The sequence below is a fragment of the uncultured Capnocytophaga sp. genome (genome assembly GCF_938029845.1).
Taxonomy (GTDB): Bacteria; Bacteroidota; Bacteroidia; order Flavobacteriales; family Flavobacteriaceae; genus Capnocytophaga.
The window spans coordinates 1-22,830 of sequence record NZ_CALHGG010000025.1; the positions used below are offsets into that span (position 1 = coordinate 1).

Below are 22,830 nucleotides of genomic sequence, written 5' to 3' on the forward strand. Positions count from 1 at the left end.
CAATTATTTTTTCTAACGCTCCTATTACCTTACTGACTTCCTTAGTAGTCATTTCCATTAATGGTTTTTGTACAGGGCACCTCTTTGAGAGCAACCACTTACCCAATCTTCCAAGGTCCGGAATCTTAGGATTATCCTCTCGTACCCAACCCAATTCGTGACATTTTGCCAATAGGCTAAGGTGTTGTGCGTTATGGCTATCAAAATACGCCTCCCTAGCGTAATTATACTCCAGCCAATCTAATAGCCCAAAGAAATCTCCTTCAGTTAGTTCCTTACTAGAGCTTAACTCTCTTTGAGCGGAATCTGATAAGAATGCTATCCGTTCCTCTCTGTCATTGAACCTCTTTCCTAAGAGGTTTTGTAGAATTTTTATTTGTCGTGTGCTAATCATTTTAAACCGTTTTTTATATCAATTAGGTGTGCTTCCCTTAAGTGTAGACTTCCTGCTTCAAATCCTTCTAAGTAAAGACTATAATTCGTATATCTTATAAAATAAATCTGTAAAGGAGCGCAGCGACTATACTTTTTATTTATTTCCTCAGCTTTTTCGAATATATATACTTTCAAATCTTCTATTTTATCTACCTCATAAAGCGACATGTCCATACTTTTTAGAAAAGTTAAAAACTCTTCTTGTAATTTATTTTTAGGTTTACTATTATTCGTACATAGACAATAGTAATGTGTTGGTTTTTCTTTCATTTTAAATCGTTTTTAAAGGTTATTTAAAAGAAGCTCCTCCGCCTTAAGGGGTCTCATAAAAGCGTCCTTCTATTATTGGCGACATGTTAAGGGCAGAGGAGCATTTTCGACTGCCTAAATAGCCGAAAACTGCAAGAGTATATTCTGCCATTTCCCATGCTTGTCCTTTTCATAGAAGCGGATATAATCCTTGGAGTGGTTATACTGATAACTCTCACGGAATAGCTCACATGCCTTGGAGAAATTCGGGTCGGCAAACTTATCCTCGTACTTGTAGAGCTTCTGAATATTATCGGGGTCAAGTTCGCCCTTCTTACGTTCTAATAAAGAAAGAATAAACTCCTTAGTACCCTCATCTCCTGAGTAGCGGCTTTCTATAAAGTCAAAGATATACTTCTCCGCCTCGGTGGCACGCTCATCATAAGAACCTTTACCCTGCTTGCTGTAATCCACCTTGAAGTTCTCAAACTCCACGCTAAAGTTACCTTTCCCTCCTACACGCCGTCCGCTGTACTCTTTTAACAATTCATGTAGGGTGTCCATCGTCTCGAAAGAATGCTGTTTGAACTCCGTAAGCCGTTCATTGATGTCCTTAGCTACGGTGATAAGGCTGATGATCGCATCGGCTTTCATTTGCTCATAGGCCTTTTTTCTTTCCTCTCTTTCCTTGGCGTCTAATTCTTTCGCCTGTTCTATAAGTGCTGCACGTTCCTCTGCACTTAGTTGTGATAAATCTACACTCATTTTATTGTCTTTTTTAAATTATCTTGCTACTTTTGCTTTAAATAACTCGTGGGTCTCTATCGATTCCCATGTCTTTGTATACCGATTGTACCAAGTCAATACTCTATCTTGGTTATATCTAAAGTCTGTGGATTCCCACTTGTTCTCTTTTATCCATTCGTAGATGGTAAGTACCGCTATCGGTACGTATGTCCTATATCCAGCATGATACTGATGTATCATTGTTCGCTCTGATACTGATAAGGCTTGTAAGAAGTTGTCAAGCCTTAGCACTTCCATATATAGCTGTTTCATCAACTGTTATTTTTCGTTTTTCACTCTTGATTATCTGTGGAGGCTCTCCACTTTTATCTATCATTTTCAGTAATATCTTGGGGTAAATACGGTAAATATTCTCCATTTGTAAGTGTATCATTAGCTCTACATCCTCTCGGTCAAATACCCCTTCTCTGAGTGCCTTTCCATAGTATTTGGCTATCTCGCCCTCTACATAGACCTCCCACTGCTTGGCAAACCAATTTAGTAAATGGTCATTCTTTGCTAATATCCTTGGATCCACTAAAGTTTTCCTCTGTTTATGCACCTGTTCACACCATTTTTCAAAGTACATCCCTTGTAGTTGTTCGTATGCCCAATACTTGCAGTCCAAGTAATAAAGTAGGCACTCTCTAAATGTCTTTTGCTTTTCTATAGTTTCCATATTTTATTATCTATTATCTAATCATTTTCAATTCTCTTTCCCCTGCTTTGCTTTCGGAGATGATGTAGGGTTCTAGCTCATTCCCTCCTGTACGGGTTTTGTCTATATAAGCCTTGAAGTCCTTCACTAATACTCTATTCTGACAAAACCAATAAAACTCCTCCGCTACAGCTCCTTTGGGCATTCCCTTACTCATTTGTGAGATTCCAATAAATAGAGTTTGAGGAAATTGCAGGATAAGATCATGATAAGCTGTTGCTTTTTGCCCTCTAAAACAAGCCTGCACGCTGTCTATAAAGACTATCTTAGGTTGCTGTGGGCGACTAAGGCGCTGTATAAGTTTGTCCAAAGGCTCTCCACACACTAAGTATTTGTTTTTATATTGTTTAAGCCCTGTACGTTCCAAGTTGGTAAGCAATGAAAGGCTTCCGCACTCTTCCAAAGAGTTGTATAGCACCTTTTCCCCTTGGCATAACTCTCGCATCAATTGCAGTGCATAAGTTGTCTTTCCGTGTCCCGAATCTCCATAGATAAGGATACTTCCCGCTCGCTCTATCTCCCCTAAGTGGGTATGCCAGGGCTCCGATAGGGGCAAAGTCTTATATTTCTTTCTCGCCAAGTCTTCATAGGTGTAAGCCCTTGGTATCGTTATTTTGTTATCTATCATTAGTTATTAGTTATTAATTGCCTGTGCGGCTCGCACTTTTTCTATTTCAGTACGTACTTTCCTTAAGCTTCCCTTGGTACGAGCAAAGAGTTGTTCGGGGGTAAGGGTAGAGCCGTTTGCTTCGCCTATCTGGGCTATTTGTCCCAAGAGGAAAGCCGTAATTGCTTCGTTGTCTTGGGCAGGACTTACACGGCTATATTTCGAGCCGTAGCGGTCGAATATCTCTGCATACCCTACTTTTTTGATGTCCTTGTTGCGGTCTATTTTTGCCTGCAAGCCGTCAGCACCCATCATATACCAACCGCAAGCGTACTCGGTAGCATTCCATAGGCTCTTGAGTTCAAGGAAAGCGTGATACTCTAAGTCTCCCGCCTCGTCCAAGATGATAAGTGGGTTTTCCAATTGTTTTACATAGAATACCAAGTCCTCATATACATCGGCATAGCGCCCCGTGTGAGCAATCCCAAACTCTTGGGCGATCTTGCGAATGAGCTTCTGTTTGGTCTTCACCTGTGAGCAGTCTATATACACTGCATTTTTGTTCTTACTGACATATACCTTTGCCGTATGCGTTTTGCCTATTCCCGCTCTATCACATAGGATAGCCGAAATGGAGCGAGCTTGGCAGGTCGAAAGTTGTAGGTAGATGTATTGGAAGGTCTCTGTTTCCACCGTTACCCAAGGGCGTTCGTCCTTGAGTTGTACTTGAAGCCTGCGGGCTATGCTGACCCAATTGGCATCGCTAAGCACTCCTTCTAATTCGCCTTTCTTGATACGACTGTACTGCGCTGTGTTAATCCCCAAGCTCTGTGCGTGCTTACTGTCGGATTGGTAATTCTTTCTATTTTCGGCAATCGCCAAAATGATTTTTTCTTTTAATGCTGTTGTGATCATAGGTCTAATAAGGCTTTATTTATCATTTCTGTTTTAGTTTTCTGATACTCTTTGTAGTTAGTAGTTTTCTGCTCCTCATAGGCTACTACAGGGGCGGAAGCAGCTACTTTTTGTGTCTTTTTCTCCACCGAAAGTGTGCCTACCTTTGACAGCTTTTCAGCGGTTTTTTCTTTGGTATATTGGTCAAACTGCTTGATATAATGCATTTGCTCTTGGTATATCTCCTTATCGGCTTCTGTCCATTCGGCATTGGCACGGTTAAAGGATTTAAGGCGCTTACACTCACAGAGGAATTGGTTTTCTTGGTACAAATACACCTCCTCTACACCCTCCTCATTGGGTAAGTAATAGGCCTGCACCTCATAGGAGGAAAGCAAGGAAATAACTTGTGGGTTGGGCAATTGGTACTTTTGATATTGTACGGTTACATATTGGTTCCTGCGTATGGTAGTAGGCACACATCTGCCTATATATTGCGCTAAGAGGGCTCGGTTGAGTTTCGGCAAGTTTGGATTTACATTCTCTAAAAACACCTGCAAACGTGTCTTTCCAGGGAAGCGCTCTTGGTCGGGGTGTGGCTGATTGTTATAGAGGGTTTGCTCTTCCATTTCCGAAGCTACTATCTCTTCGTAGGTAGCCTTAGCCTCCTTGTAGTTATCGTTGAACTCGTCAAATATCTTTTGTGTGGTTACTCGGTTGCTGTCCAATTTTGCATAGTGTCGTCCTACATTTTGGTGTCTGTCTTTCTCTATCCCATACTTCTTACCTCGTATCATGGTCTCGGCATACTTCTCTTGCGAATTGGTAGGATTACAGAATCTCACGAATGGGAAAATGTTATTAGCTTTGAGTAAGCCCTCCACATGTGCGCCCGTAAGGTGTCGCTCTACTTCTATCTGCATTGGGGTGCCTAAGCCATATTGAGCCGTAAAGCGAAACATAGAGCGGAAGCAGTCCAAGAATAGTTCGTTGTCCTTCTTTCTGCTATGGGCTATACCAATCAATGCGGTACTCATCACATCATAAGCATAGTAGGCCATAACCTTGTCTCCATTAGGTAGCTTGGTGTGCATTAGGTCGCGGTCATCTAAGGTGATTTTACTCATAGAGTAAAGCGGTGCGTGTCTATTGACATGCGGACGTTCCTTGTGGCTAAAGTCATATTCTCCATTGCGTGCTTTCTTGATAACCAACTGATTTTCGGGCTTGTTTAGCCATAGTTTCATGGTGCTTTCAGAGACTTCTAAGATATTGCCATGTTCGTCGCAAAAGTCCTGCTCCACATTGAAAAGTTCACCAGTGGCTTTGTCAAAGATTTCTATATCACCATAAAGGAACTGCCTATAAATATCATACACCGAACTCATATAGGGTTTGTTAGGCATGCAGCAGATAGAGATAAAAAGCCTTTCCATTACTTCCGTTACAACTTTGGCATTCCCAGATCCCTCACCTTTGTGGATAAAAGCATAGTAGCCCTCATTTAGATACTGGTTATATTTTCGTTGCAGGCTTCTTGGGTTATTCGGTAGGTCAAAGTGCCAACGTTCGGGGTTCAGCGTATTGACAGCCTCGCTAATGTTTTTCCATATCTCCACCTTTTTCCCTTTGTAAAGCGGGTTTTTGATACGACCTTTAAAGAGGCTTTCAATAGCATTTAAAATCACAGCTGAGGTAGCCTTTTCCCTTTGCTCTTCTATCTTTAGGGGCTTTCCATTGGGCTTGCGGTGACTTGAAAAGAAGTTAATAGCTTCCAAGTCGGGCACCAAGAGAGGTTCGAGGTCATTCTGTAAGATCTTACTATCTTCGGGCTTGCCCAACATCTTCAAGCACACCTCCTTGATATTAACCCCTTTCACCACAGGCAATTCGTGGAAAGATACCCATGCTTCGTTGCCTAAGCCTTTCCCTGGTTGGGTAGTGATGAGCTTACCACGGCTACATAGCTTCTTGTAGTAGTCATAACTCATCAGTCCCCAATCATCGTATAGGAGCCGTGCAGGTATGGATAATATGTTGTCTTTGTATGCGTACATTTGTGTGTTTTTTTGGCTTTTGCCTTTGCTCCCTAATGCGATTTTGCTCCGCCAACCTTTCGGCTGTCAGTCCTACTGAATTAGGGAAAAATTTGCTACCTTTGTAGCTTCAAACTAATTAAAATATATCCGTATGAAAAAGTACATTCATAACCGCAAATTCGTTATTGCGGAGTTTAATTTGGAACAACTTCAAGAGGCAGAGGACTTTCTGAATAATGAGTATCCCAACTACGCCTTGGTTCATGTTCACTATTATTATAACGGCCAAGCGAATCGGGTTCGCTATGTGCTCCAACGAGAGAACTCCTTAGACGAGTAAGCCATTGCTGTAGTTGCTCCCACTCTTGGGGATTGGTAAGGTCTATATAGCGAATATCAATATTTACGTCCTTGCCAATTCCTTTTTCGCTTATCTTTACATCAGCGGAAAAGCGTACGCCGTTGTTTTTCTTTGTTTCCATTACCTTCTATATTTTACAGCTCTGTTATACAATATCTTTTCTCGTTTGACCACGATTCCTAAGAAAGTGGTGATAATTTCCCTGCCTATCACATCCAAGTGACCATTGAGCAGAAGTACTGTCTTTCTTTTCATATCAAAATTATTTTTTAATCGTTAGCTAATTGCCCGCGGTGGCTCACCGCTTTTTGATTAATCTTCTAAATCGTCTTCACTTACAGGAATTAAGCAATCTATATCATATAGGGCGGAAAACCTCGCCCCCATATCTCTTTCAAACGCTACTCTTACCACGGTAGTCATTTCGTCTTCCGGATAAATTTCTATCACTGTCCCGATTTTTCCTTGTTGCTTTGCGGGGTCTGTAGTGTATCGGCTTATTTTTACTTGATCTCCTATTTTCATTTTGCTATTGTTTAGGTTGATTTAATTTCTCTTGCTCTGCTTTTACTTCTGCAATCACTTCAAAAATTGTCATCTGATGTACTTGCGGCAAGCCCTTCACTTCTTTGAGCTTCTCGCAACTACTGCGAATCTCTAAGAGTTGCTCGGCGAATGCCTTATTGATATACCACTTGCCTGTACTCGCCTTGTAGAAGTGCTGAGGGTGCTTGCGAATGCGAGCGTGATACTGCCCACTGGTTACCGAGTAGTTATGTATTAGTAACCACTCCACATAGGGTAAGGCTTCCATGCCATATACATTAAGAGATTTGGGCATTTTGATTTGTGTCAAGGCTTCCAACTCTGCCCACCTACGATTGACCTTAATACGCAATTCGGTGTTATACCCAGTCAGAAGGTCAAACGTCTGCATTTTGGTCAATTCAAAATAAGGGTCTTTTCTTTGTCTTCCTTCCCCTAAATCACTGATTCTGTGTTTTAACTCAATTTTGAGGAGATGCAATTTTTCATATCCCTTATTGAGTTCTCTAATATCACGCATAACATTATCGTGACGTTTTCCTGTCAGCTTTGCGATCTCAAAACTGGACATTGTTTGTTCAATGGTGTTAATTAATTCTCTCATAATGAATCATTTAAAACATTGTTGATTTCTTTTTCATACTTTTTGTACTCTTTACAAATAGTATCAGCCGTTTCGCTGTTTCGTGTTTTGTTTAGGCACTGGCGTATATAAGTTTTTGATAGCCCAAACTTTACAGACAATTTTTCCACCACTAAGGGGTTGAATTTTCGAGGAATTTTTATACCTTTGTGCATTCGTTATTTTGTTTCGTTTAGCGGTGCAAAGTTATAAGATATTTTCTACATTCGCAAGTATTTTGTAGAAAATATTTTACATTATTTTCCATTTAATTGAAATTCAATAAAATAAAAATACAACTTATGTCTAATATAGTTAGTCGAATAAAGGAATTCGTAGATTACAAAGGATTATCTGTACGAAAATTTGAGGAGAAAGTAGGCTTTTCTAATGGAGCTTTTGCTAGTCAATATAAGAATAATGGCTCTATTGGGAGCGATAAAATAGAAAATATTCTACAATCATATCCAGAGATTAATGTTATTTGGCTACTTACTGGTGAAGGAGAAATGCTTAAACCACGTGTTGAGGATATCAAAAATATGAGTAAGGAGGAACAAATAAAGGCACTCAAGCAAATAGCTTCGGGAGAGTTTTACAAAAAGCCTAATATTGTTCCCTTCTATGAAAGTGTAGCTACTATCGGAGGAACACAGCTATCTGCCGACCTTAGCCCTGTGACTGCTCCTACTGCTTATATTGACTTGGGGAGTATGTATCCAGGCGCCAATGCAGCTATAAGACACTTTGGTGAAAGTATGAGTGAATATCCAAGTGGCTGTATCTTAGCAATTAAGAAAATAAACAGCCTTAAGAGCATTGTTTGGGGACAAAATTATGTAGTGGAAACAGACGAGATTAGGGTTACCAAGAAGCTACAAACTTGTAAGGGCGATAAAAATTGTATTATGGCATATAGTACCAATTTAAGTACCCACCCTGATGGTCAGCTTATTTACGAACCCTTCCCCATTGAAAAAGAAGATATAAGAAGTATATTCCATGTAGAAGGGTACCTTGTACAGGAACAAAATTCGGCACCTGTTATATTCCGCCTTCCAAATGGTGAAGTTGAGTGGATAGATCAATAGGGGAAAACACTATGTTTTTAGTACGAAAACTATATTATATATTGTAAATCAATAAATTACGTAAAAATATAGTATAAAATACCCTACAATACACCCCCCCTCCACTCTATAAAAAAGGGGTATTGCTTGCGTGTGGGTATAAGTATAGGGGTTTTTACTCTCTGTTTTTAGGTGCTTTTTTGTCCCCCTAAGTGTCCCCCTAAGTGTCTCCCTAACCTAAAAAAGAGGTTTTTTCGGGGGTACTTCTCACCCTCATTTTCGGGGTGCTTTATAGGGGCTTTAAAGGCTGTTTCAGGGCATAAAAAAAAGCCCTCAAAGGGGCTATTTTAGTGGGTTTGGGTAATTAATAGGTATCTTTATACCCTATGTAGGTAATTAAGGTTATTTAATTGGTAGTTATTTGGCAATTACTTGGTAATTAAATGGTAGTTATTGTACATTTCGTTTTGTCCGCTTTTTTGCCTTTTTTAGCTTCAATCTCTTTATTTATAAGGCTTTCGGTACTTTTTCGTATTTTCCTATTTTAGTACCGCCCATTATCTTGTTTATATAGTTATTTTATTTGGTTAGGAAAATAATTTTGAAAAGAGAAAAGAAAAAATTTGTATATTGTGGAAACCTACAGTATCTTTGCAAAACAAAAATTAATAGTAAGATGAAGCTCACAAGGAAATCTACAAAACAGCAAATACAAGATATAGGTCTTGATATATCGTGGGCAAAGATTTCCCAACGCTATTTTGGGAAATCAGCTTCTTGGATCTATAATAAATTATCCGATAGTGATGGCAACGGAAGCATAGGAGGCTTTACAGAAGCCGAAAAAGAACAATTCAAAGGAGCTTTGTATGATTTGGCAGAGCGTATACGCAGAACTGCTGATAATTTTGAATAATCAATGGCTAACAACTGAACGCTACCAACTTCTTGTGATTCGTAGGTTTCTTTTCTTGTTTTTCTGCCAAAGGTAAATAAGCTTCTACTACTGCTTTTTGGAAAGCCTTTATTTTAGGGTCGCGGGTAGGGAGGTCGAGGAACTCCACAAAGCGAGCGATGGGGGCATATTTATGAGCTAAGAGCGTTCCGATGGCTTCGGCGAGGTAGGAGAGTATTTCCCCTTTTTGCAGGCTTAGAAGGATATACTCAGTAGCCAGATCACGCAGAGGTTTTCTTTCGGCTAAAAGACAAGTGGCGACCATCAGCCAACCACCGTGATAGATAGGCAAGCCGTGTTGCAAAAGCAAACTCATCACACGAGTGGCTTCCGAGAGGCTTTCCCTATCCATACCTTGGGTATAAGGGAGCAGGTATTTGCACAGCCAACCGTCAATATAGCGAGGGTTTAGGCTGAGCTCATAGTCAATGTCCTCATCTATTACCTTGCCCATTGGCGATACATTGTAATAGTTGGCTCCGAGTTCATTATAGTACGAATAGGTACTATGTTTTTTATCCCAATTGTCTTCCAAAATGATTTTATTTCGTTCTACACCATTGATTTTGGTAAGTTCTACTTCGTATTTCAGATAAAACGGACGCACCAAGCCTTGTAGATTAGGCTTTTGAGGGATTTCTAATTCAGGGAATACCCCATCAATATCTTTCAGACGTAAAACTTGCCCCCAGAGCACTCGTGTAACATCGGTTATGGTGATGGCGTTGCTTACCTCAAAGTAATATTGTAAGGCAGGAGTATAATCGCCTGTAAGGGAAAGAGCTAATTGCTTTTGTGCTTCTGTAATCTCGGTGGAGAGCAGGCGGTTAAGCCCTATGATGACATCTTCCTGCATAGGGGTTTTATCTGCTTTTTCATATTGAATAATGCGCTCTAAAAAGGTAAGCGGTTCTATATAAAACGGAGCGTGAGTGGGGGTGCTGATAAATGGCAACGTGTCTTTCTCTTTGAGCTTTTGTAGAGTACACGCTATCTTATTGAAGAAAAAAGGAAAGATCTTCTTCGCTTTATTAGCACTTACGTGTATTTCTCTTAGTTTGTTGAACTTCTCGGCTTGTGAGTATTTCTTTTCTTTATAGAGTTCTTGTAATTTTTCCCATTCCTTATTGGTATTATAAACAAGAGGGATAGGGCTTTGGCTACACCACGAGTCTAAAAACTGATAGAATAGTGATGTAACAGCCCTTTCGTTAGAGAGAAACTGATTGAGATAGGGCTTTACCTGCTCTGGATAATCCGCAGGGATTTGTGCTTGCAACTGGTTCAATCCCTCAAAGAAAAGATCTAAGACAAGGGGAGAGCGCTCACGAATGCAATCGCCAATGAGGAAAAGGAGATCGTCCCAAGTTTTAGGGGTGCGAGCCGCACGGGCAATTTCTTTAGTTAGGGAATTAGGCTCGTTAGAATAGGAAGGGTCGGAGCTTTCAGACAAATTGTCGCTTTCAAAAGGGAGCAGCTCCTGTGCCTTTCCTTTTAGATAGTCTTGATATGGTGCTACTACTTCTGCTAAGCCCTCTCCACTGAAATAGGAGGTAAGGAGGGTAGCGACTTTTTCTTGGAGCTTTGCATCAGACACAGTGAAGAGTACCGCTAATTGCTCGCGGTAGTCGGGATCGGCAGGGGCTTGCTGTTTGTAATGCTTTCCTAAAATATCCAAACCTATCAGTTGGGATTTGGCTATCTTTTGGGTAGCAAAACACAAGGCAAAGTTATCGGCGAAAGCTTCAAAATCAAAGTCCTTTTCACAGGCAATCTCTTTGATAAGTTTCATTACAAAGTTCACCACCGATGTCTTATCACTACTGAGCAGGGCAAAAAGGGTGTGTTGGTTATATAAAAGCTCTTGGTGGGAGGGTTCGAGGGTTTCTATCCAACGGCAATACATATCCAGCACAGTCTTCTTCCAAGGGTTCAGTAGAGCTTCGATAAAAGCGTGGAGAATCGCATTTTTGTTAGTGAAATATCCTTTTTTGTCTAGGGTATGATATATTTTTTTCCATTCTTCTGTAGTAAATATAGTATCTTGGATATACGTTGGTACAGAAGGGAAAAGAACAACTGTTTCTGGGTGTTTCAATAGGTATTTAGTAAGATGCTCGTCTGCCTTAAACCAATTGAGGTCATACATTCTTTGTATAAAAACACCCTCATTAAGAGGAATATACCCAGCCTTATATGTCGACCAAAGTATTTGAAAAGACATCTCCAAAGGATTATCCTTATACATCTGCTTGATACCTTCTATCATATAAGCCCCTTGTGGCGTTTGAACGAAATCTAATAAAACTTCGTCTTCTAAAGAAGATAGGAAATAGTAGTAATTCCCCTTTACATAAGGTTCTATATTTTGGAAAAGTTCTATTTTTCTTACCTCCTCTAAGGTATTGCACACGCACATAATAGTGTATGAGATAATGGCTAATTCCTTATTAGAGAAATGGTATCTTTTTTCTTCTTTGAGAACTTCTCGAAAGATAAAGTTGAAGTTTTTTCGGGCAAAATAACTCTTTAGCTCCTGTCTCTCTTCCTGAGAAAGCGCCAAGCAAATATTGCGTATGGCAGTAAAATCAAGTGCCTTGATGGCGGAAAGTAAGGAATCGTTCATAATGAATAGTGAAAAGTGATGAGTGAAAAGTGATGAGTGAATAGTTTTTTACTCTCCGAAGGCTCTTCGGATAAGGGCATCGGGGGTGGGGTCTTGTCCACGGAAGCGCTTGTATAGGAGACTTTCCTTTTCGCTACTGCCCTTTTCGAGGACTTCTCGGCGGAAGCGGGAAGCTATTTCAGTATTGAAAATACCTACTTCCTTAAAGGCTTCAAAAGCATCGGCATCCAATACTTCCGACCACTTATAGCTGTAATACCCTGCGGCATAACCTCCGCTGAAAATGTGAGAAAAGGCAGGGGAGATACACATGGTTTCAATAGGGGGATAGAGTTGGGTAGTCTTGGTTGCTTCTTTTTCAAAAGTGCGTACACTCTCTAGGCGTTCCAAATGAGGGTAGGTATGCCAAGCCATATCCAAGAAACCAAAATTGAGCTGGCGTACACTTAGGATACCTTCCATAAAGGCGCTAGCTTCTTTTATCTTTTGTACCCACTCTATAGGCAGCGGAGCGTTCGTCTGATAATGTGTGGCAAAAAGTCTCAAGGTCTCCTGCTCATAGCACCAATTTTCCATTAGTTGACTAGGGAGTTCCACGAAGTCACGGGCTACATTGGTACCGCTGAGTGAGGGATAGGTAACCTTAGAGAGCATGCCGTGGAGTGCGTGTCCAAACTCATGGAAGAGCGTTGTGAGTTCTCCAAAAGTGAGCAAAGAAGGAGCCGAGGTTGTGGGACGTGTGAAATTACACACTATGGAGATATGAGGGCGGGAGTCATTGCCCTCTTTGTCCCTATATTGTTCTTTGTAGGAGGTCATCCAAGCCCCATTGCGCTTGCCTGTACGAGGGAAGAAGTCGCTATAGAAAAGAGCGAGGTAGTTGCCATTCTCATCGGTTACCTTATAGGTTTGTACTTCGGGGTGGTATTTTTCCACTTCATAGGTGGGGGTAAAATGGAGTCCGTAGAGCTTATGAGCTACGGCAAACATACCTTCCACAGCCTTGTCCAGAGCCAAATAAGGTTTTAGTAAGGAATCATCAATCTGGTAACGTTCCTGCTTGAGTTTTTCCGCATAGTAGGCAAAATCCCACTGCTGGAAGTCGGCAACCCCCGAGAAGGTTTTGAGTTGTTCTAACTCCTTAAGGGCTTGTGGTTTGGCTTTGTCTAACAGTTCACAGAGGAACTTTGTTACCTTTTCAGGAGTTTCTGCCATACGCTCCTCTAAGGCAAGTGCCGCATAGGAAGGATATCCCAAGAGGGCAGCGCGAGCTTGGCGTAGCTGGGCGATACGCAGTACATTGTCCTCATTGCTAAAGGCGCTCGCTCCTGTACAGCGACTGTGATAATCGGTAAAGAGCTTTTGGCGTAGGTCACGGTTGTCGGCATACTTCATCACAGCTGTATAGATAGGCATATCCAAGGTTATCACCCAGCCGGGGAGTAGGCGTTTTTGGGCTTCTTGTGCGAGCATCTCAAGGACAAAATCGGGTAGTCCTGATAGCGGTTCCAAAGAAGTGAAATGTTGTAAATATTGTTGGGTTTCAGCCAATATATTTTCGGAGAATTTCAACTTGAGTGTAGCCAATTGCTTGTCTATTTCGCGTAAACGCTCTTTGTCATTCAAGGATAAATTAGCCCCATTGCGGGTAAAGCCTTTGTAAGTTTTCTCAAGGAGGGTTTGTTGTTCAGCCGTTAGAGAAAGCTGTTCGCGCTGGTCGTAAACAGCCCTTACTCGCTCAAAAAGAGGCGTGTTCAGCCGTATATCATTGCTGTAATCGGTAAGTAGGGGAGAGATACGTTGGGCTTCTGCCTGTAAGGTTTTGTTGGTCTCAGCACTATTGAGATTGAAGAACATAGCCGTGAGTCGGTCAAGGTGTAAACCTACATAAGCTAAAGCTTCTACTGTGTTTTCAAAAGTAGCAGGTTCTGGGTTCTGAGTAATAAGATCTATTTCAGCAAGGCTTTCAGTAATAGCCTTTTGGATGGCTGGTAGGTAGTCGGTAGGCGCAAAATGCGAAAAAGGAGCGGAATCAAACATAAGTGAAAAATTAATAGTGAAAAATGAAAGGCTAATTGCTATAATAAAAGGGGGCGAATTACCATTCGCCCCTATGATATAGAATTTGGAATTTTAAAAAGCTTTATCGTTTTCCTCTGGAGTTACACCGGCGTAACCCTTCATAATACCATGTTGGGAGCGGCGGACGAATTGTAGAATCTCATCGCGCTCTACAGTGGCTTCCATTTCTGCCTCTATATAGTCTAAGGCATGGGAGGTACTGAGTTTCTTTTGGAAGAGAATACGATAGATGTTTTGTATTTCTCGGATTTTCTTGGTAGAGAAACCTCGGCGATGTAGTCCAATGGAGTTGACCCCTACATAGGAGAGCGGATTACGAGCAGCCTTAACATAAGGCGGTACGTCCTTACCTACTAGGGAGCCCCCTGTAACGAAAGCATAGCTTCCGATAGAACAAAACTGATAAACGGCAGTCATACCCGCCATTACAGCACAGTCACCCACGGTAACATGTCCAGCCAAGGTAGTGCCATTGGAGAAAATACAATTGTCCCCTACGATACAATCGTGTGCAATATGGGAGTAAGCCATAATCAGACAGTTGTTACCCACTACGGTACGCATACGATCCACAGTTCCCTTGTTGATGGTTACACACTCACGAATGGTGGTGTTGTCCCCAATGTGGGTTGTAGTTTCTTCCCCCTTGTACTTAAGGTCTTGAGGCACAGCTGAGATCACTGCTCCAGGGAAGATCTTGCAGTTCTTCCCGATACGCGCTCCCTCCATAATGGTTACATTGGGTCCTATCCAAGTGCCTTCGCCTATTTCTACATTTTTGCAAATAGTAGAGAAAGGTTCCACCACTACATTCTGAGCGATTTTGGCTTCGGGGTGTATATTGACTAAGGGATACATCATATTATTGTTGGTTTTCGTCTCGTTTTACTATTTTTGCCATGAGTTCTCCTTCGGTAACGAGCTTACCATTGGCATAGGCATAGCCCTGCATGTGACAGATACCACGACGGATAGGGGTGAGTAGTTCCAACTTGAATATCAGTGTATCGCCAGGGAGTACAGGGTTTTTGAACTTGACATTATCGATTTTCATAAAGTAAGTCAAGTAGTTTTCAGGGTCAGGTACAGAGCTGAGAATCAGTACGCCTCCAGCTTGTGCCATTGCCTCAATCTGTAATACTCCAGGCATCACAGGTGCTCCAGGGAAGTGTCCTACGAAGAAAGGCTCATTCATGGTAACACTCTTAGTAGCGATAACATGCTTATCGGATAGCTCAAACACCTTATCCACTAAGAGCATAGGAGGACGGTGAGGGAGGAGCTTCATAATACCTATGGTATCAATCAAAGGCGCTTGGTTGATATCTACTTTAGGAATATCGTTTTTGCGCTCATTGGCGATAATTTTAGACAATTTCTTAGCAAACTGAGTATTGGTAAAGTGGCCAGGCTTGTTGGCTATCACTTTTCCGCGTATACGCACACCAACCAGAGCAAGGTCACCTACTACATCAAGGAGCTTATGGCGGGCAGCCTCATTGGAATAGTGTAGGTTGATATTGTCCAACACTCCGTTGGGTTTTACCGTTACATTGTCACGATTGAAAACCTTTTTGAGTTTCTCCATAGTCTCCGCTGAAGGCTCTTTATCCACATAGATAATAGCATTGTTGAGATCGCCTCCTTTGATAAGTCCCCTGTCAAGGAGTACTTCTAGCTCATGTAAGAAGCTGAAGGTACGTGCAGGAGCGATATCTTCCTTGAACTCGGAAAGGGTATTCATATAGGCATTCTGAGTACCGAGAATCTTGGTGCCGAAATCCACCATAGTAGTTACTTGGTATTCATCGGCAGGGATAATCGTAATTTCAGAACCTGTTTCTTCATTTTTGTAAGAAATGACCTCGCGTACTATATATTCGTTACGCTCAGCCTCTTGTGCTACAATACCTACTTTTTCGATAGCTTCCACGAAGTATTTGGCAGATCCGTCCATGATAGGAGGTTCGGGAGCGTCCAACTCAATAGACACATTATCCAAATTCATACCTACTAAAGCAGCTAAGATATGCTCACATGTCTGTATTTTAACTCCCTTTTTCTCAAGCACGGTACCTCTTTCGGTACTGGTTACATAGGTAGCATCGGCTTCTATGATGGGATTACCTTCGAGATCCACTCGTACAAATACAAAACCTGTATTCTCCTCAGCAGGCTTAAGGGTGAGGGTTACATTTTTTCCTGTATGAAGCCCTTTTCCTTGTAAAGTGACGGGGGCTGCTAATGTATATTGTTTCACAAGCTAACTATTTTAAATTATGTAATTTTTAAGTATATTATTTTTCGTTGAGTTTTTTCTCTAATTCATCAATTTTTTTGAGTAGTTCAGGAAGTTTTCTGAACACTACATAAGACTTGTTATAGTCCATATAGGTAAAGGCAGGGGAGCCTTGTATCACTTCGTTGTCCTTGACATTGCGTCCTATACCTGATTGGGCTTGTATCTTGACATTGTTACCAATGGTAAAATGCCCTGCGATACCCACTTGTCCGCCTATGCTACAATGGGTACCTATTTTGCTAGACCCCGCTACTCCTGCTTGGGAAGCAATTACTGTGTGGGCACCTACCTCCACATTGTGGGCGATTTGTACCAAATTATCAATCTTTACCCCTTGGCGAATAATAGTTGATCCCATGGTAGCACGGTCAATGGTAGTATTGGCACCAAGTTCTACATTGTCCTCCAAGACCACATTGCCTATCTGAGGAATTTTCTTGTAAGAACCATCTTCCTGAGGGGCAAAGCCAAAGCCATCCCCACCAATAACTACTCCTGAATGAAGGATACAGTTTGCACCAATTACAGAATCAGCATAAATAGCCACATTACTGAAAATGATTGTATTATCGGCGATGGTTACATGGTCGCCAATGGTTGTATTGGCATATATCTTTACATTATTTCCTATTTTGCAATTAGCTCCAATAGCAGTAAAAGCCCCTATATATACATTCTCTCCAATAGAAGAAGAAGGGTCAATAGATACAGGATTTTCTATTCCTACCTTGGAGGAAATACGCATTTGGTTATAAAATTCAAGTAGTTGCGTAAAAGCAGAATAAGGATCGGCTACCCTAATGAGCGTAGATTGAATGGCTTGTTCGGGTTGGAAATCATCTTTTACAATTACCACAGAAGCCGCCGTAGTATAGATGAAAGGGCGATACTTAGGATTAGATAAAAAAGTAATTGCACCAGGGCCACCCTCTTCTATCTTAGCCAGCTTATAGACTTCTACTTCAGGGTCGCCATCAAGTGTTCCATTAAGGACTTGGGCAATTTGAATTGCTTTGAATTTATGTGACATAAAGACTTAAGTTCTTATGATACAGATATTTATCTGTAGAAAAGGCGTTGTTTAGTACAAAAAACTACTTTTCATGGCACAAAAATAAAAAATATAATTCATATAGCGACTATTTTTTTGATAATTTTCTTCACAATTTTAGTGGTCAGTGGTTAGTTGTTAGTTGTTAGTTGTTAGTGGTCAGTTGTCAGAGGACAGTGGTCAGTTGTCAGAGGACAGAGAAGGTGTTTTCTCCAAATAAGGTGATATTTTTTATTAAAGATAAAATATTTCCATAATATTTATAATATGAAAAGTAAAAGCATTTTGTACAGAAATATTATAAAAAAATAGCTCCAAGCCTTGCTTGTTTTAAATATTTTTTCAGCAATAAGTGCCCATAGCCCGAATATAGCAAGGGGAGATATAGTAAGGTAGGCACCTATATAGCAAATATAAATATCTAAAAACAATTGTGTTTTATCTTTTGGAGATGCTTCTGTAGAGAAACCTACTATTTGCGGCTTATCAAATAAAAAATCATCTATTATGTAATAAGAAACTTTATCTTTGAAATCTATATAAGGCAAGTTCCTAACAGAAAAAAGACTAGGGGAAAATACTACATCATTCTCTGGAGGGATGGTATCTCTGTCAATAGAATCAATTGATGGCATTTGCTTTAAAGAAGTCACCTTTTCATTATCAGTTAGTATAACTCTTAATTTCTTAGTTACAAATCCACCTTTCCGACCCGTATCTTTATAATAAAGACAATAAGCTACCCAAGCTGTCTTCTTTTCAGAAGACTCAATATTGTTATAAACAACTATCGCCTTGGTCAATAGAAAAAGATCAAAGCAAATAAATGTAATAAAGATGATTTTGGTTATTTTCTGTATCATGGGTAGCAAAAAATAAATGATTTAGAACTCGGAAGGATAGAGCAGGTATTTTCGCCTTATTTTGGCAAAGTCCTTGAGTGATTTCTGCCAACTTTCTTTGATCTCTTTTTCGCTCTTGTGCTGTAGGAGCTGCTCTTTGAGGTTTTTATTACCCGCTAATTTGTCAAAAGAGGAGGTGAAGAAAGGTGTTTTGATCCCAGAGGTTTGCTCATAGGCCTTGATAAGCCAAGAGAGGTTTAGCTCGGATAGGGGAGGGGTCTGAGTGAGATCTTCCCCATAGCAGGTGCGCCCGTTGAATTTAGGGTTTTTATCTCCAGCATTGGGCTTAGGAACAAAGGTAAAGGCTGTTTTTTCCAAGTAAGGTGAGCCATATATCTGGAATTGCCACTTGGTACCACGTCCCATACTCACTTGAGTTCCCTCAAAGAAGCATAGACTGGGATAGAGATTAACGGCTGTTGCGTTGGGCAAATTGGGTGAAGGAGGAACTGGAAGCGGATAGATAGCCTTGCGATCGTAACTCTTTAGAGGAACAATCTTTAGGTTGCATTGTATGCCCCCCTTAAGCCATTTTTCCCCATTAATCATTTGGGCATATTCGGCAATAGTCATACCATAGACCACAGGGACAGGGTGCATGCCTATAAAGCTCTTATAAGCAGGCTCCAGTACAGCTCCGTCCATATAATGTCCGTTTGGATTGGGGCGGTCTAGTATCACCAAAGGAATGTAATTCTCAGCACAAGCCTCCATGACATAGTGTAGAGTAGAAATATAAGTATAGAAACGTACCCCCACATCCTGCAGGTCAAAGAGTATCACCTCAATCCCCTTGAGCTGTTCGGCAGTAGGCTTCTTGTTTTTGCCATAGAGGGAGACGATAGGCAGTTTGGTCTTGGAATCTACTCCGTCCTTAATCACCTCGCCAGCATCGGCAGTGCCACGGAAGCCATGTTCGGGAGCGAAAACCTTCTCTATTTTTACTTTTTTGGACAAGAGGAAATCTACCAAATGCTCATTCTGCACGGTGATAGTGCTGTCCTTCTGATGGATAATCTTTTGAATAATCCCTGTGTGATTGGTAACCACTCCAATACGCTTGCCAGCAAGCATGGGGAGGTATTGGTAATGTTGGCTAGCGCCTGTTCCAACATATTCGTATTTCTTATAGGAAACATTTTGTGCAGAAAGTTGGCCAAAGATACCAATAAGTAATAAAAAAAGTGTAATTTTGCTCATTCTAAATTTGCGTTTTTTATATTTTGAATATAGAGTTTTTTATAGCCCGTCGTATGGTGCATAATTCGGGGGGCAAAAGTAGTATTTCTTCTCCAATTATCAAAATCGCTATCAGTGCTATTGCTCTTGGGGTAGTGATGATTCTCATAGCCATAGCCACAGGGCGTGGTCTGCAGGAGCGTATTCGGCAAAAAATAGCCTCGCTGAATGGTCATATTCAGATATTTAACTATGATACAAACCGCTCGGAGGTATCAGTAGCCCCTATTTCTATTCAAGAGGATTTCTATACTGACCCCCAGTATTTCAATCGAGATGGGGAGAAGGTAGTGCATATACAAGCCGTGATCACCAAAGGAGGCATCATACGTACCGAAAAGACTTTTGAAGGTATTATCGCCAAGGGGGTAGGGAAAGACTTTGATCCGCAATATATGCAGCGCTATCTCAAGGCAGGGAAGCTCCCTCATTTTGCTTCTGATTCCATTAGTAATGAAGTACTTATATCCGAATACTTAGCCAACCGCTTGGAGCTTTCGGTGGGGGATACTTGTAATACCCTTTTTCTAAGAGAGGACAGTATGGGGATTCCTAACCAACGAAATTTTACCATAGCAGGGATATATGCCTCTGGCTTTCAGCAGTTTGACGCTACTTATATATTGGTGGATATACGACAATTACAGAAGATAAATAAGTGGTCGGAGCAACAAGCAGGGCTTTTCGAGGTCTACATTAAGGACTTTGACCAGATGGAACGCACGGGTGCCTATATCTATGATCATATTCCTGCCGAATATGATTCACAGACTATTGCACAGAAATATCCCACTATCTTTGAATGGTTTCATACCTTTGACCTTAATATATTGATAATCATTAGTATTATGGTGATTGTAGGAGGGGTCAATATGATTACAGCTATCTTGGTACTTATCTTGGAGCGTACCCCTATGATAGGTATGCTTAAGGCCTTAGGAGCTACTTCCTGGAGTATTCGCAAGATCTTTCTCTACAATGCCGCTTACTTAATAGGTTTGGGGCTATTTTGGGGCAATCTTATAGGGCTGGGATTACTCTTTGTACAGTATTATTTTACGCCACTAAAGCTCGATCCGTCCATCTATTATGTGTCGGAAGTGCCTATCTATATACACTTGGGGTATATATTGGCGCTCAATGTAGGAATATTGGTGGTCTGCCTACTGATGCTCTTGGTGCCGTCCTATATAGTAAGTAAGATATCCCCGATAAGAGCGATTAAGTTTGAGTGATTAGTGGTTAGTTATTAGTGGTCAGAGACTAACCACTAATAACTAACCACTAACAACTACTGAATGAATACTCTTTTGATACGTCGGGATAGGGAAGTGATTAGCTCGTAGGAAATAGTTTGAGCAGTTTCGGCTAGGGTTTCACTGGTATGACGCTGGTCAAAAATCACAACTTCGTCTCCCTCCTGACAGCCAAGTCCTGTGATATCTACCATAATCATATCCATACATACATTGCCAACGATAGGGCAGCGTTTGTCCTTAATAAATACAAATCCTACTTCCTTTCCATAGATACGATTGAGTCCGTCGGCATGTCCTACTGAAATAGTCGCTATTTCCATAGGTTTTTGAGCTTGGAAGCCAAAATTGTATCCTACATAATCTCCTGCCTTGATGGTATGAATTTGAGAAATGATACTCTTGAGCGTGGTAATAGGCTTAAAGTCCTTTTGCAGGTGAGGGTCATTGGCAAAGCCATACATACCTATTCCACTGCGTACCATGTCAAAATGTGCTTCAGGGTAGTTGAGTATACCCGAAGTATTGCAATTGTGGTAGATAATCTTGTGGGAGAAATGAGCTTCCAATTTCTTTTGGAACTCCCTAAATAGAGCGATTTGTTTTTCCATAAAGGGTCGAGCCTCTAGATCTTCCGATGCCAATAGGTGCGAAAAAGCAGTTCTTACTTTTAGCTCAGGGTGCCCTTTGAGTAGCTCACAGATCTCATCGATTTCTTCCACTGAGAAACCTAAGCGGTTCATGCCCGAATTGCACTTGAGGTGAAAGGGGTACTGGTGTAATCCTTTTTGCTGGGCAAAGTCTATAAAGTGAGTGATGAGCCTTTTGGAATAAAGTGTAGGGGCAAGATCGTACTGGACAAGTTGCTCGAAATCCACCAATTGTGGGTGGAAGACCAAAATAGGACGGGTCACTCCCGCCTGTCGTAGCTCAATACCCTCAGAGGTGAAGGCAACGGCAAACTCGTCCGCGAGGTCGTTTTTTTCTAAGTATTTGGCTACTTCTACGGAGCTATTGCCGTAGGAGTTAGCCTTGACCACCGCTAAGAAGCGGGTGCCAGGCTTGAGGTGCTTTTTGAGTTGGCGTACATTGTGTTGGAGATTATCCAAGTGAATCTCCAAGGTAGTTTCTTGTACTGACATTTTTATTGCTTTTTATTTTTATAGTAGGAAAATAAAAGATACCCCAGTATTGCCAATACCGCAAAAGGCAAGAGGCTTCCTATGAGTATGCCGATGGCATAGCCACTATCGGGGGCATGAGCGATTTTCTCCTGTATTTGTTCTATGTTCTGCTGGAGTGGAATCATGAATTTTTAGGTTTAAGTTTTTCTTTGGTGTAAGGGGAGAGGGCTAATCGTCCTGTAATGGAGGCATTGTCAAAGAGGAGCGGTTCCCAAGAAGGGCAATCCTTCCAGAGGATACGCTTGATTTCCACTAAAGCCTCTAAGGGATAGGATGCGAGTTTGTCTGTAAAATAGCTCAGTTCCTTGTCAAGGTCGGCTGTATTTTCAAAAACACGTGCATAAAGTCCCTTTTTCTCTGCCCAATACGCGTTTTTCCATTGTTCAGGAGAGAAGGAGAGTTCCGCCAGAGCGCCTACTCCCATTTTTCGTTCAATAGCAGGAGCAATCACAAAGGGGCCTATACCGATGCTCAGTTCAGGCAAACGGATAGCCGCGGCTTCAGTAGCAAATACATAATCACAAGCCGCCAGTATGCCTACTCCTCCGCCAACAGCTTTGCCGTGAGCTCTTGCAATGACAGGTTTTTGACAGTTACGAATGGCACAAAGCACACGAGCGAATCCGCTGAAGAACCTCTGACCACTCTCCAAGGAATCCACTTGCACCAGTTCGTTGAAGAAAGCACCTGCACAAAAGGCTTTTTCGCCTGCACTACGCAAGATAATGGCTTTTATATCCTCGTTGGAGGAAAGGGAGTCTAACTCCTTTTTCAAACGCTCAAGTAGCTCCATAGAAAGTGCATTGGCCTGTTCAGAGGAAAATTCTACAGTAGCGATGCTACCAGAGGTGGTGGTGTATACGTAATCCATAGTTGTTAGTGATTAGTGATTAGTTGTTAGTTGTT

Annotated in this window: 25 protein-coding genes; 3 read left to right on the plus strand and 22 right to left on the minus strand. The window is 41.3% G+C overall.

Annotated elements, in window-relative coordinates; genetic code table 11:
* From Q0625_RS01675 to Q0625_RS01730, 12 genes are all read right to left on the minus strand, one after another.
* Positions 1 to 394: hypothetical protein (locus Q0625_RS01675; RefSeq protein WP_298823161.1), on the minus strand; the 394-nt coding region annotated here is incomplete at its 3' end.
* The gene (locus Q0625_RS01680; RefSeq protein WP_298823162.1) at positions 391 to 705 is read right to left on the minus strand and encodes a hypothetical protein; all 315 of its coding nucleotides are present in this window, start codon (positions 703 to 705) and stop codon (positions 391 to 393) included. The genes Q0625_RS01675 and Q0625_RS01680, both read right to left, overlap by 4 nt.
* A gap of 114 nt (positions 706 to 819) precedes the next feature.
* Positions 820 to 1,449 (minus strand): DUF3164 family protein, encoded by a 630-nt coding sequence (locus Q0625_RS01685; protein ID WP_298823163.1) that lies wholly within the window; start codon positions 1,447 to 1,449, stop codon positions 820 to 822.
* A gap of 18 nt (positions 1,450 to 1,467) precedes the next feature.
* Positions 1,468 to 1,743 carry a hypothetical protein gene (locus Q0625_RS01690; protein WP_298823164.1) on the minus strand — a complete coding sequence of 92 codons (276 nt, stop codon included), beginning with the start codon at positions 1,741 to 1,743 and terminating at the stop codon, positions 1,468 to 1,470.
* Positions 1,709 to 2,149 (minus strand): hypothetical protein, encoded by a 441-nt coding sequence (locus Q0625_RS01695; protein WP_298823165.1) that lies wholly within the window; start codon positions 2,147 to 2,149, stop codon positions 1,709 to 1,711. Before Q0625_RS01695 ends, Q0625_RS01690 begins: the two co-directional genes overlap by 35 nt.
* Positions 2,150 to 2,162: 13 nt before the next feature.
* Complete coding sequence (locus Q0625_RS01700; protein WP_298823166.1) at positions 2,163 to 2,816, minus strand: AAA family ATPase; 654 nt, start codon at positions 2,814 to 2,816, stop codon at positions 2,163 to 2,165.
* A gap of 6 nt (positions 2,817 to 2,822) precedes the next feature.
* Positions 2,823 to 3,710, minus strand: coding sequence for an AAA family ATPase (locus Q0625_RS01705; RefSeq protein WP_298823167.1), 888 nt, complete (start codon positions 3,708 to 3,710; stop codon positions 2,823 to 2,825).
* Positions 3,707 to 5,746 carry a hypothetical protein gene (locus tag Q0625_RS01710; protein WP_298823168.1) on the minus strand — a complete coding sequence of 680 codons (2,040 nt, stop codon included), beginning with the start codon at positions 5,744 to 5,746 and terminating at the stop codon, positions 3,707 to 3,709. Before Q0625_RS01710 ends, Q0625_RS01705 begins: the two co-directional genes overlap by 4 nt.
* 176 nt (positions 5,747 to 5,922) lie before the next feature.
* Positions 5,923 to 6,210 (minus strand): hypothetical protein, encoded by a 288-nt coding sequence (locus tag Q0625_RS01715; RefSeq protein ID WP_298823169.1) that lies wholly within the window; start codon positions 6,208 to 6,210, stop codon positions 5,923 to 5,925.
* Positions 6,210 to 6,344 carry a hypothetical protein gene (locus Q0625_RS01720; RefSeq protein WP_298823170.1) on the minus strand — a complete coding sequence of 45 codons (135 nt, stop codon included), beginning with the start codon at positions 6,342 to 6,344 and terminating at the stop codon, positions 6,210 to 6,212. Before Q0625_RS01720 ends, Q0625_RS01715 begins: the two co-directional genes overlap by 1 nt.
* 57 nt (positions 6,345 to 6,401) lie before the next feature.
* Positions 6,402 to 6,614, minus strand: a complete 213-nt coding sequence (locus Q0625_RS01725; RefSeq protein ID WP_298823171.1) for a hypothetical protein — start codon at positions 6,612 to 6,614, stop codon at positions 6,402 to 6,404.
* Positions 6,615 to 6,618: 4 nt separating this feature from the next.
* A complete protein-coding gene (locus Q0625_RS01730) occupies positions 6,619 to 7,239 on the minus strand; it encodes a Rha family transcriptional regulator (RefSeq protein ID WP_298823172.1) in 621 nt (206 codons plus the stop codon).
* Positions 7,240 to 7,559: 320 nt separating this feature from the next.
* Here Q0625_RS01730 and Q0625_RS01735 point away from each other — a divergent pair, with 320 nt between their 5' ends.
* Together Q0625_RS01735 and Q0625_RS01740 are read left to right on the plus strand one after the other, a co-directional pair.
* The gene (locus tag Q0625_RS01735) at positions 7,560 to 8,348 is read left to right on the plus strand and encodes a hypothetical protein (RefSeq protein WP_298823173.1); all 789 of its coding nucleotides are present in this window, start codon (positions 7,560 to 7,562) and stop codon (positions 8,346 to 8,348) included.
* A gap of 655 nt (positions 8,349 to 9,003) precedes the next feature.
* Positions 9,004 to 9,243 carry a DUF5053 domain-containing protein gene (locus tag Q0625_RS01740; protein WP_298823174.1) on the plus strand — a complete coding sequence of 80 codons (240 nt, stop codon included), beginning with the start codon at positions 9,004 to 9,006 and terminating at the stop codon, positions 9,241 to 9,243.
* A 7-nt stretch (positions 9,244 to 9,250) separates the two neighbouring features.
* Here the strand turns inward: Q0625_RS01740 and Q0625_RS01745 are convergent, their stop codons facing one another.
* From Q0625_RS01745 to Q0625_RS01775, 7 genes are all read right to left on the minus strand, one after another.
* Positions 9,251 to 11,908, minus strand: a complete 2,658-nt coding sequence (locus Q0625_RS01745; RefSeq protein WP_298823175.1) for a DUF6493 family protein — start codon at positions 11,906 to 11,908, stop codon at positions 9,251 to 9,253.
* 48 nt (positions 11,909 to 11,956) lie between these two features.
* The gene (locus tag Q0625_RS01750) at positions 11,957 to 13,948 is read right to left on the minus strand and encodes a M3 family metallopeptidase (RefSeq protein WP_298823176.1); all 1,992 of its coding nucleotides are present in this window, start codon (positions 13,946 to 13,948) and stop codon (positions 11,957 to 11,959) included.
* A 93-nt stretch (positions 13,949 to 14,041) separates the two neighbouring features.
* Positions 14,042 to 14,851 carry an acyl-ACP--UDP-N-acetylglucosamine O-acyltransferase gene (lpxA, locus tag Q0625_RS01755; RefSeq protein ID WP_298823177.1) on the minus strand — a complete coding sequence of 270 codons (810 nt, stop codon included), beginning with the start codon at positions 14,849 to 14,851 and terminating at the stop codon, positions 14,042 to 14,044.
* Between the two features lies 1 nt (position 14,852).
* Positions 14,853 to 16,250: a bifunctional UDP-3-O-[3-hydroxymyristoyl] N-acetylglucosamine deacetylase/3-hydroxyacyl-ACP dehydratase gene (locus tag Q0625_RS01760; RefSeq protein ID WP_298823178.1), complete on the minus strand. Its 1,398-nt coding sequence runs from the start codon at positions 16,248 to 16,250 to the stop codon at positions 14,853 to 14,855.
* Between the two features lie 37 nt (positions 16,251 to 16,287).
* Positions 16,288 to 17,322, minus strand: a complete 1,035-nt coding sequence (gene lpxD / locus Q0625_RS01765; RefSeq protein ID WP_298823179.1) for a UDP-3-O-(3-hydroxymyristoyl)glucosamine N-acyltransferase — start codon at positions 17,320 to 17,322, stop codon at positions 16,288 to 16,290.
* A 281-nt stretch (positions 17,323 to 17,603) separates the two neighbouring features.
* Positions 17,604 to 18,206 carry a hypothetical protein gene (locus tag Q0625_RS01770; RefSeq protein ID WP_298823180.1) on the minus strand — a complete coding sequence of 201 codons (603 nt, stop codon included), beginning with the start codon at positions 18,204 to 18,206 and terminating at the stop codon, positions 17,604 to 17,606.
* A 21-nt stretch (positions 18,207 to 18,227) separates the two neighbouring features.
* Complete coding sequence (locus Q0625_RS01775; RefSeq protein ID WP_298823181.1) at positions 18,228 to 19,445, minus strand: DUF1343 domain-containing protein; 1,218 nt, start codon at positions 19,443 to 19,445, stop codon at positions 18,228 to 18,230.
* 23 nt (positions 19,446 to 19,468) lie between these two features.
* Between Q0625_RS01775 and Q0625_RS01780 the strand changes: the two genes are divergently transcribed.
* On the plus strand, positions 19,469 to 20,719 hold the full coding sequence (locus Q0625_RS01780) for an FtsX-like permease family protein (RefSeq protein ID WP_298823182.1): 1,251 nt from the start codon (positions 19,469 to 19,471) through the stop codon (positions 20,717 to 20,719).
* A gap of 56 nt (positions 20,720 to 20,775) precedes the next feature.
* Here Q0625_RS01780 and alr read toward each other — a convergent pair whose 3' ends face one another.
* Genes alr through Q0625_RS01795 form a run of 3 tightly spaced genes read right to left on the minus strand, consistent with a single transcriptional unit; the run spans position 20,776 to position 22,795 of the window.
* On the minus strand, positions 20,776 to 21,882 hold the full coding sequence (alr, locus tag Q0625_RS01785) for an alanine racemase (protein WP_298823183.1): 1,107 nt from the start codon (positions 21,880 to 21,882) through the stop codon (positions 20,776 to 20,778).
* A 2-nt stretch (positions 21,883 to 21,884) separates the two neighbouring features.
* A complete protein-coding gene (locus Q0625_RS01790; protein ID WP_009642682.1) occupies positions 21,885 to 22,049 on the minus strand; it encodes a hypothetical protein in 165 nt (54 codons plus the stop codon).
* Positions 22,046 to 22,795: an enoyl-CoA hydratase/isomerase family protein gene (locus Q0625_RS01795; protein ID WP_298823184.1), complete on the minus strand. Its 750-nt coding sequence runs from the start codon at positions 22,793 to 22,795 to the stop codon at positions 22,046 to 22,048. Before Q0625_RS01795 ends, Q0625_RS01790 begins: the two co-directional genes overlap by 4 nt.
* Positions 22,796 to 22,830 lie beyond the last annotated feature (35 nt).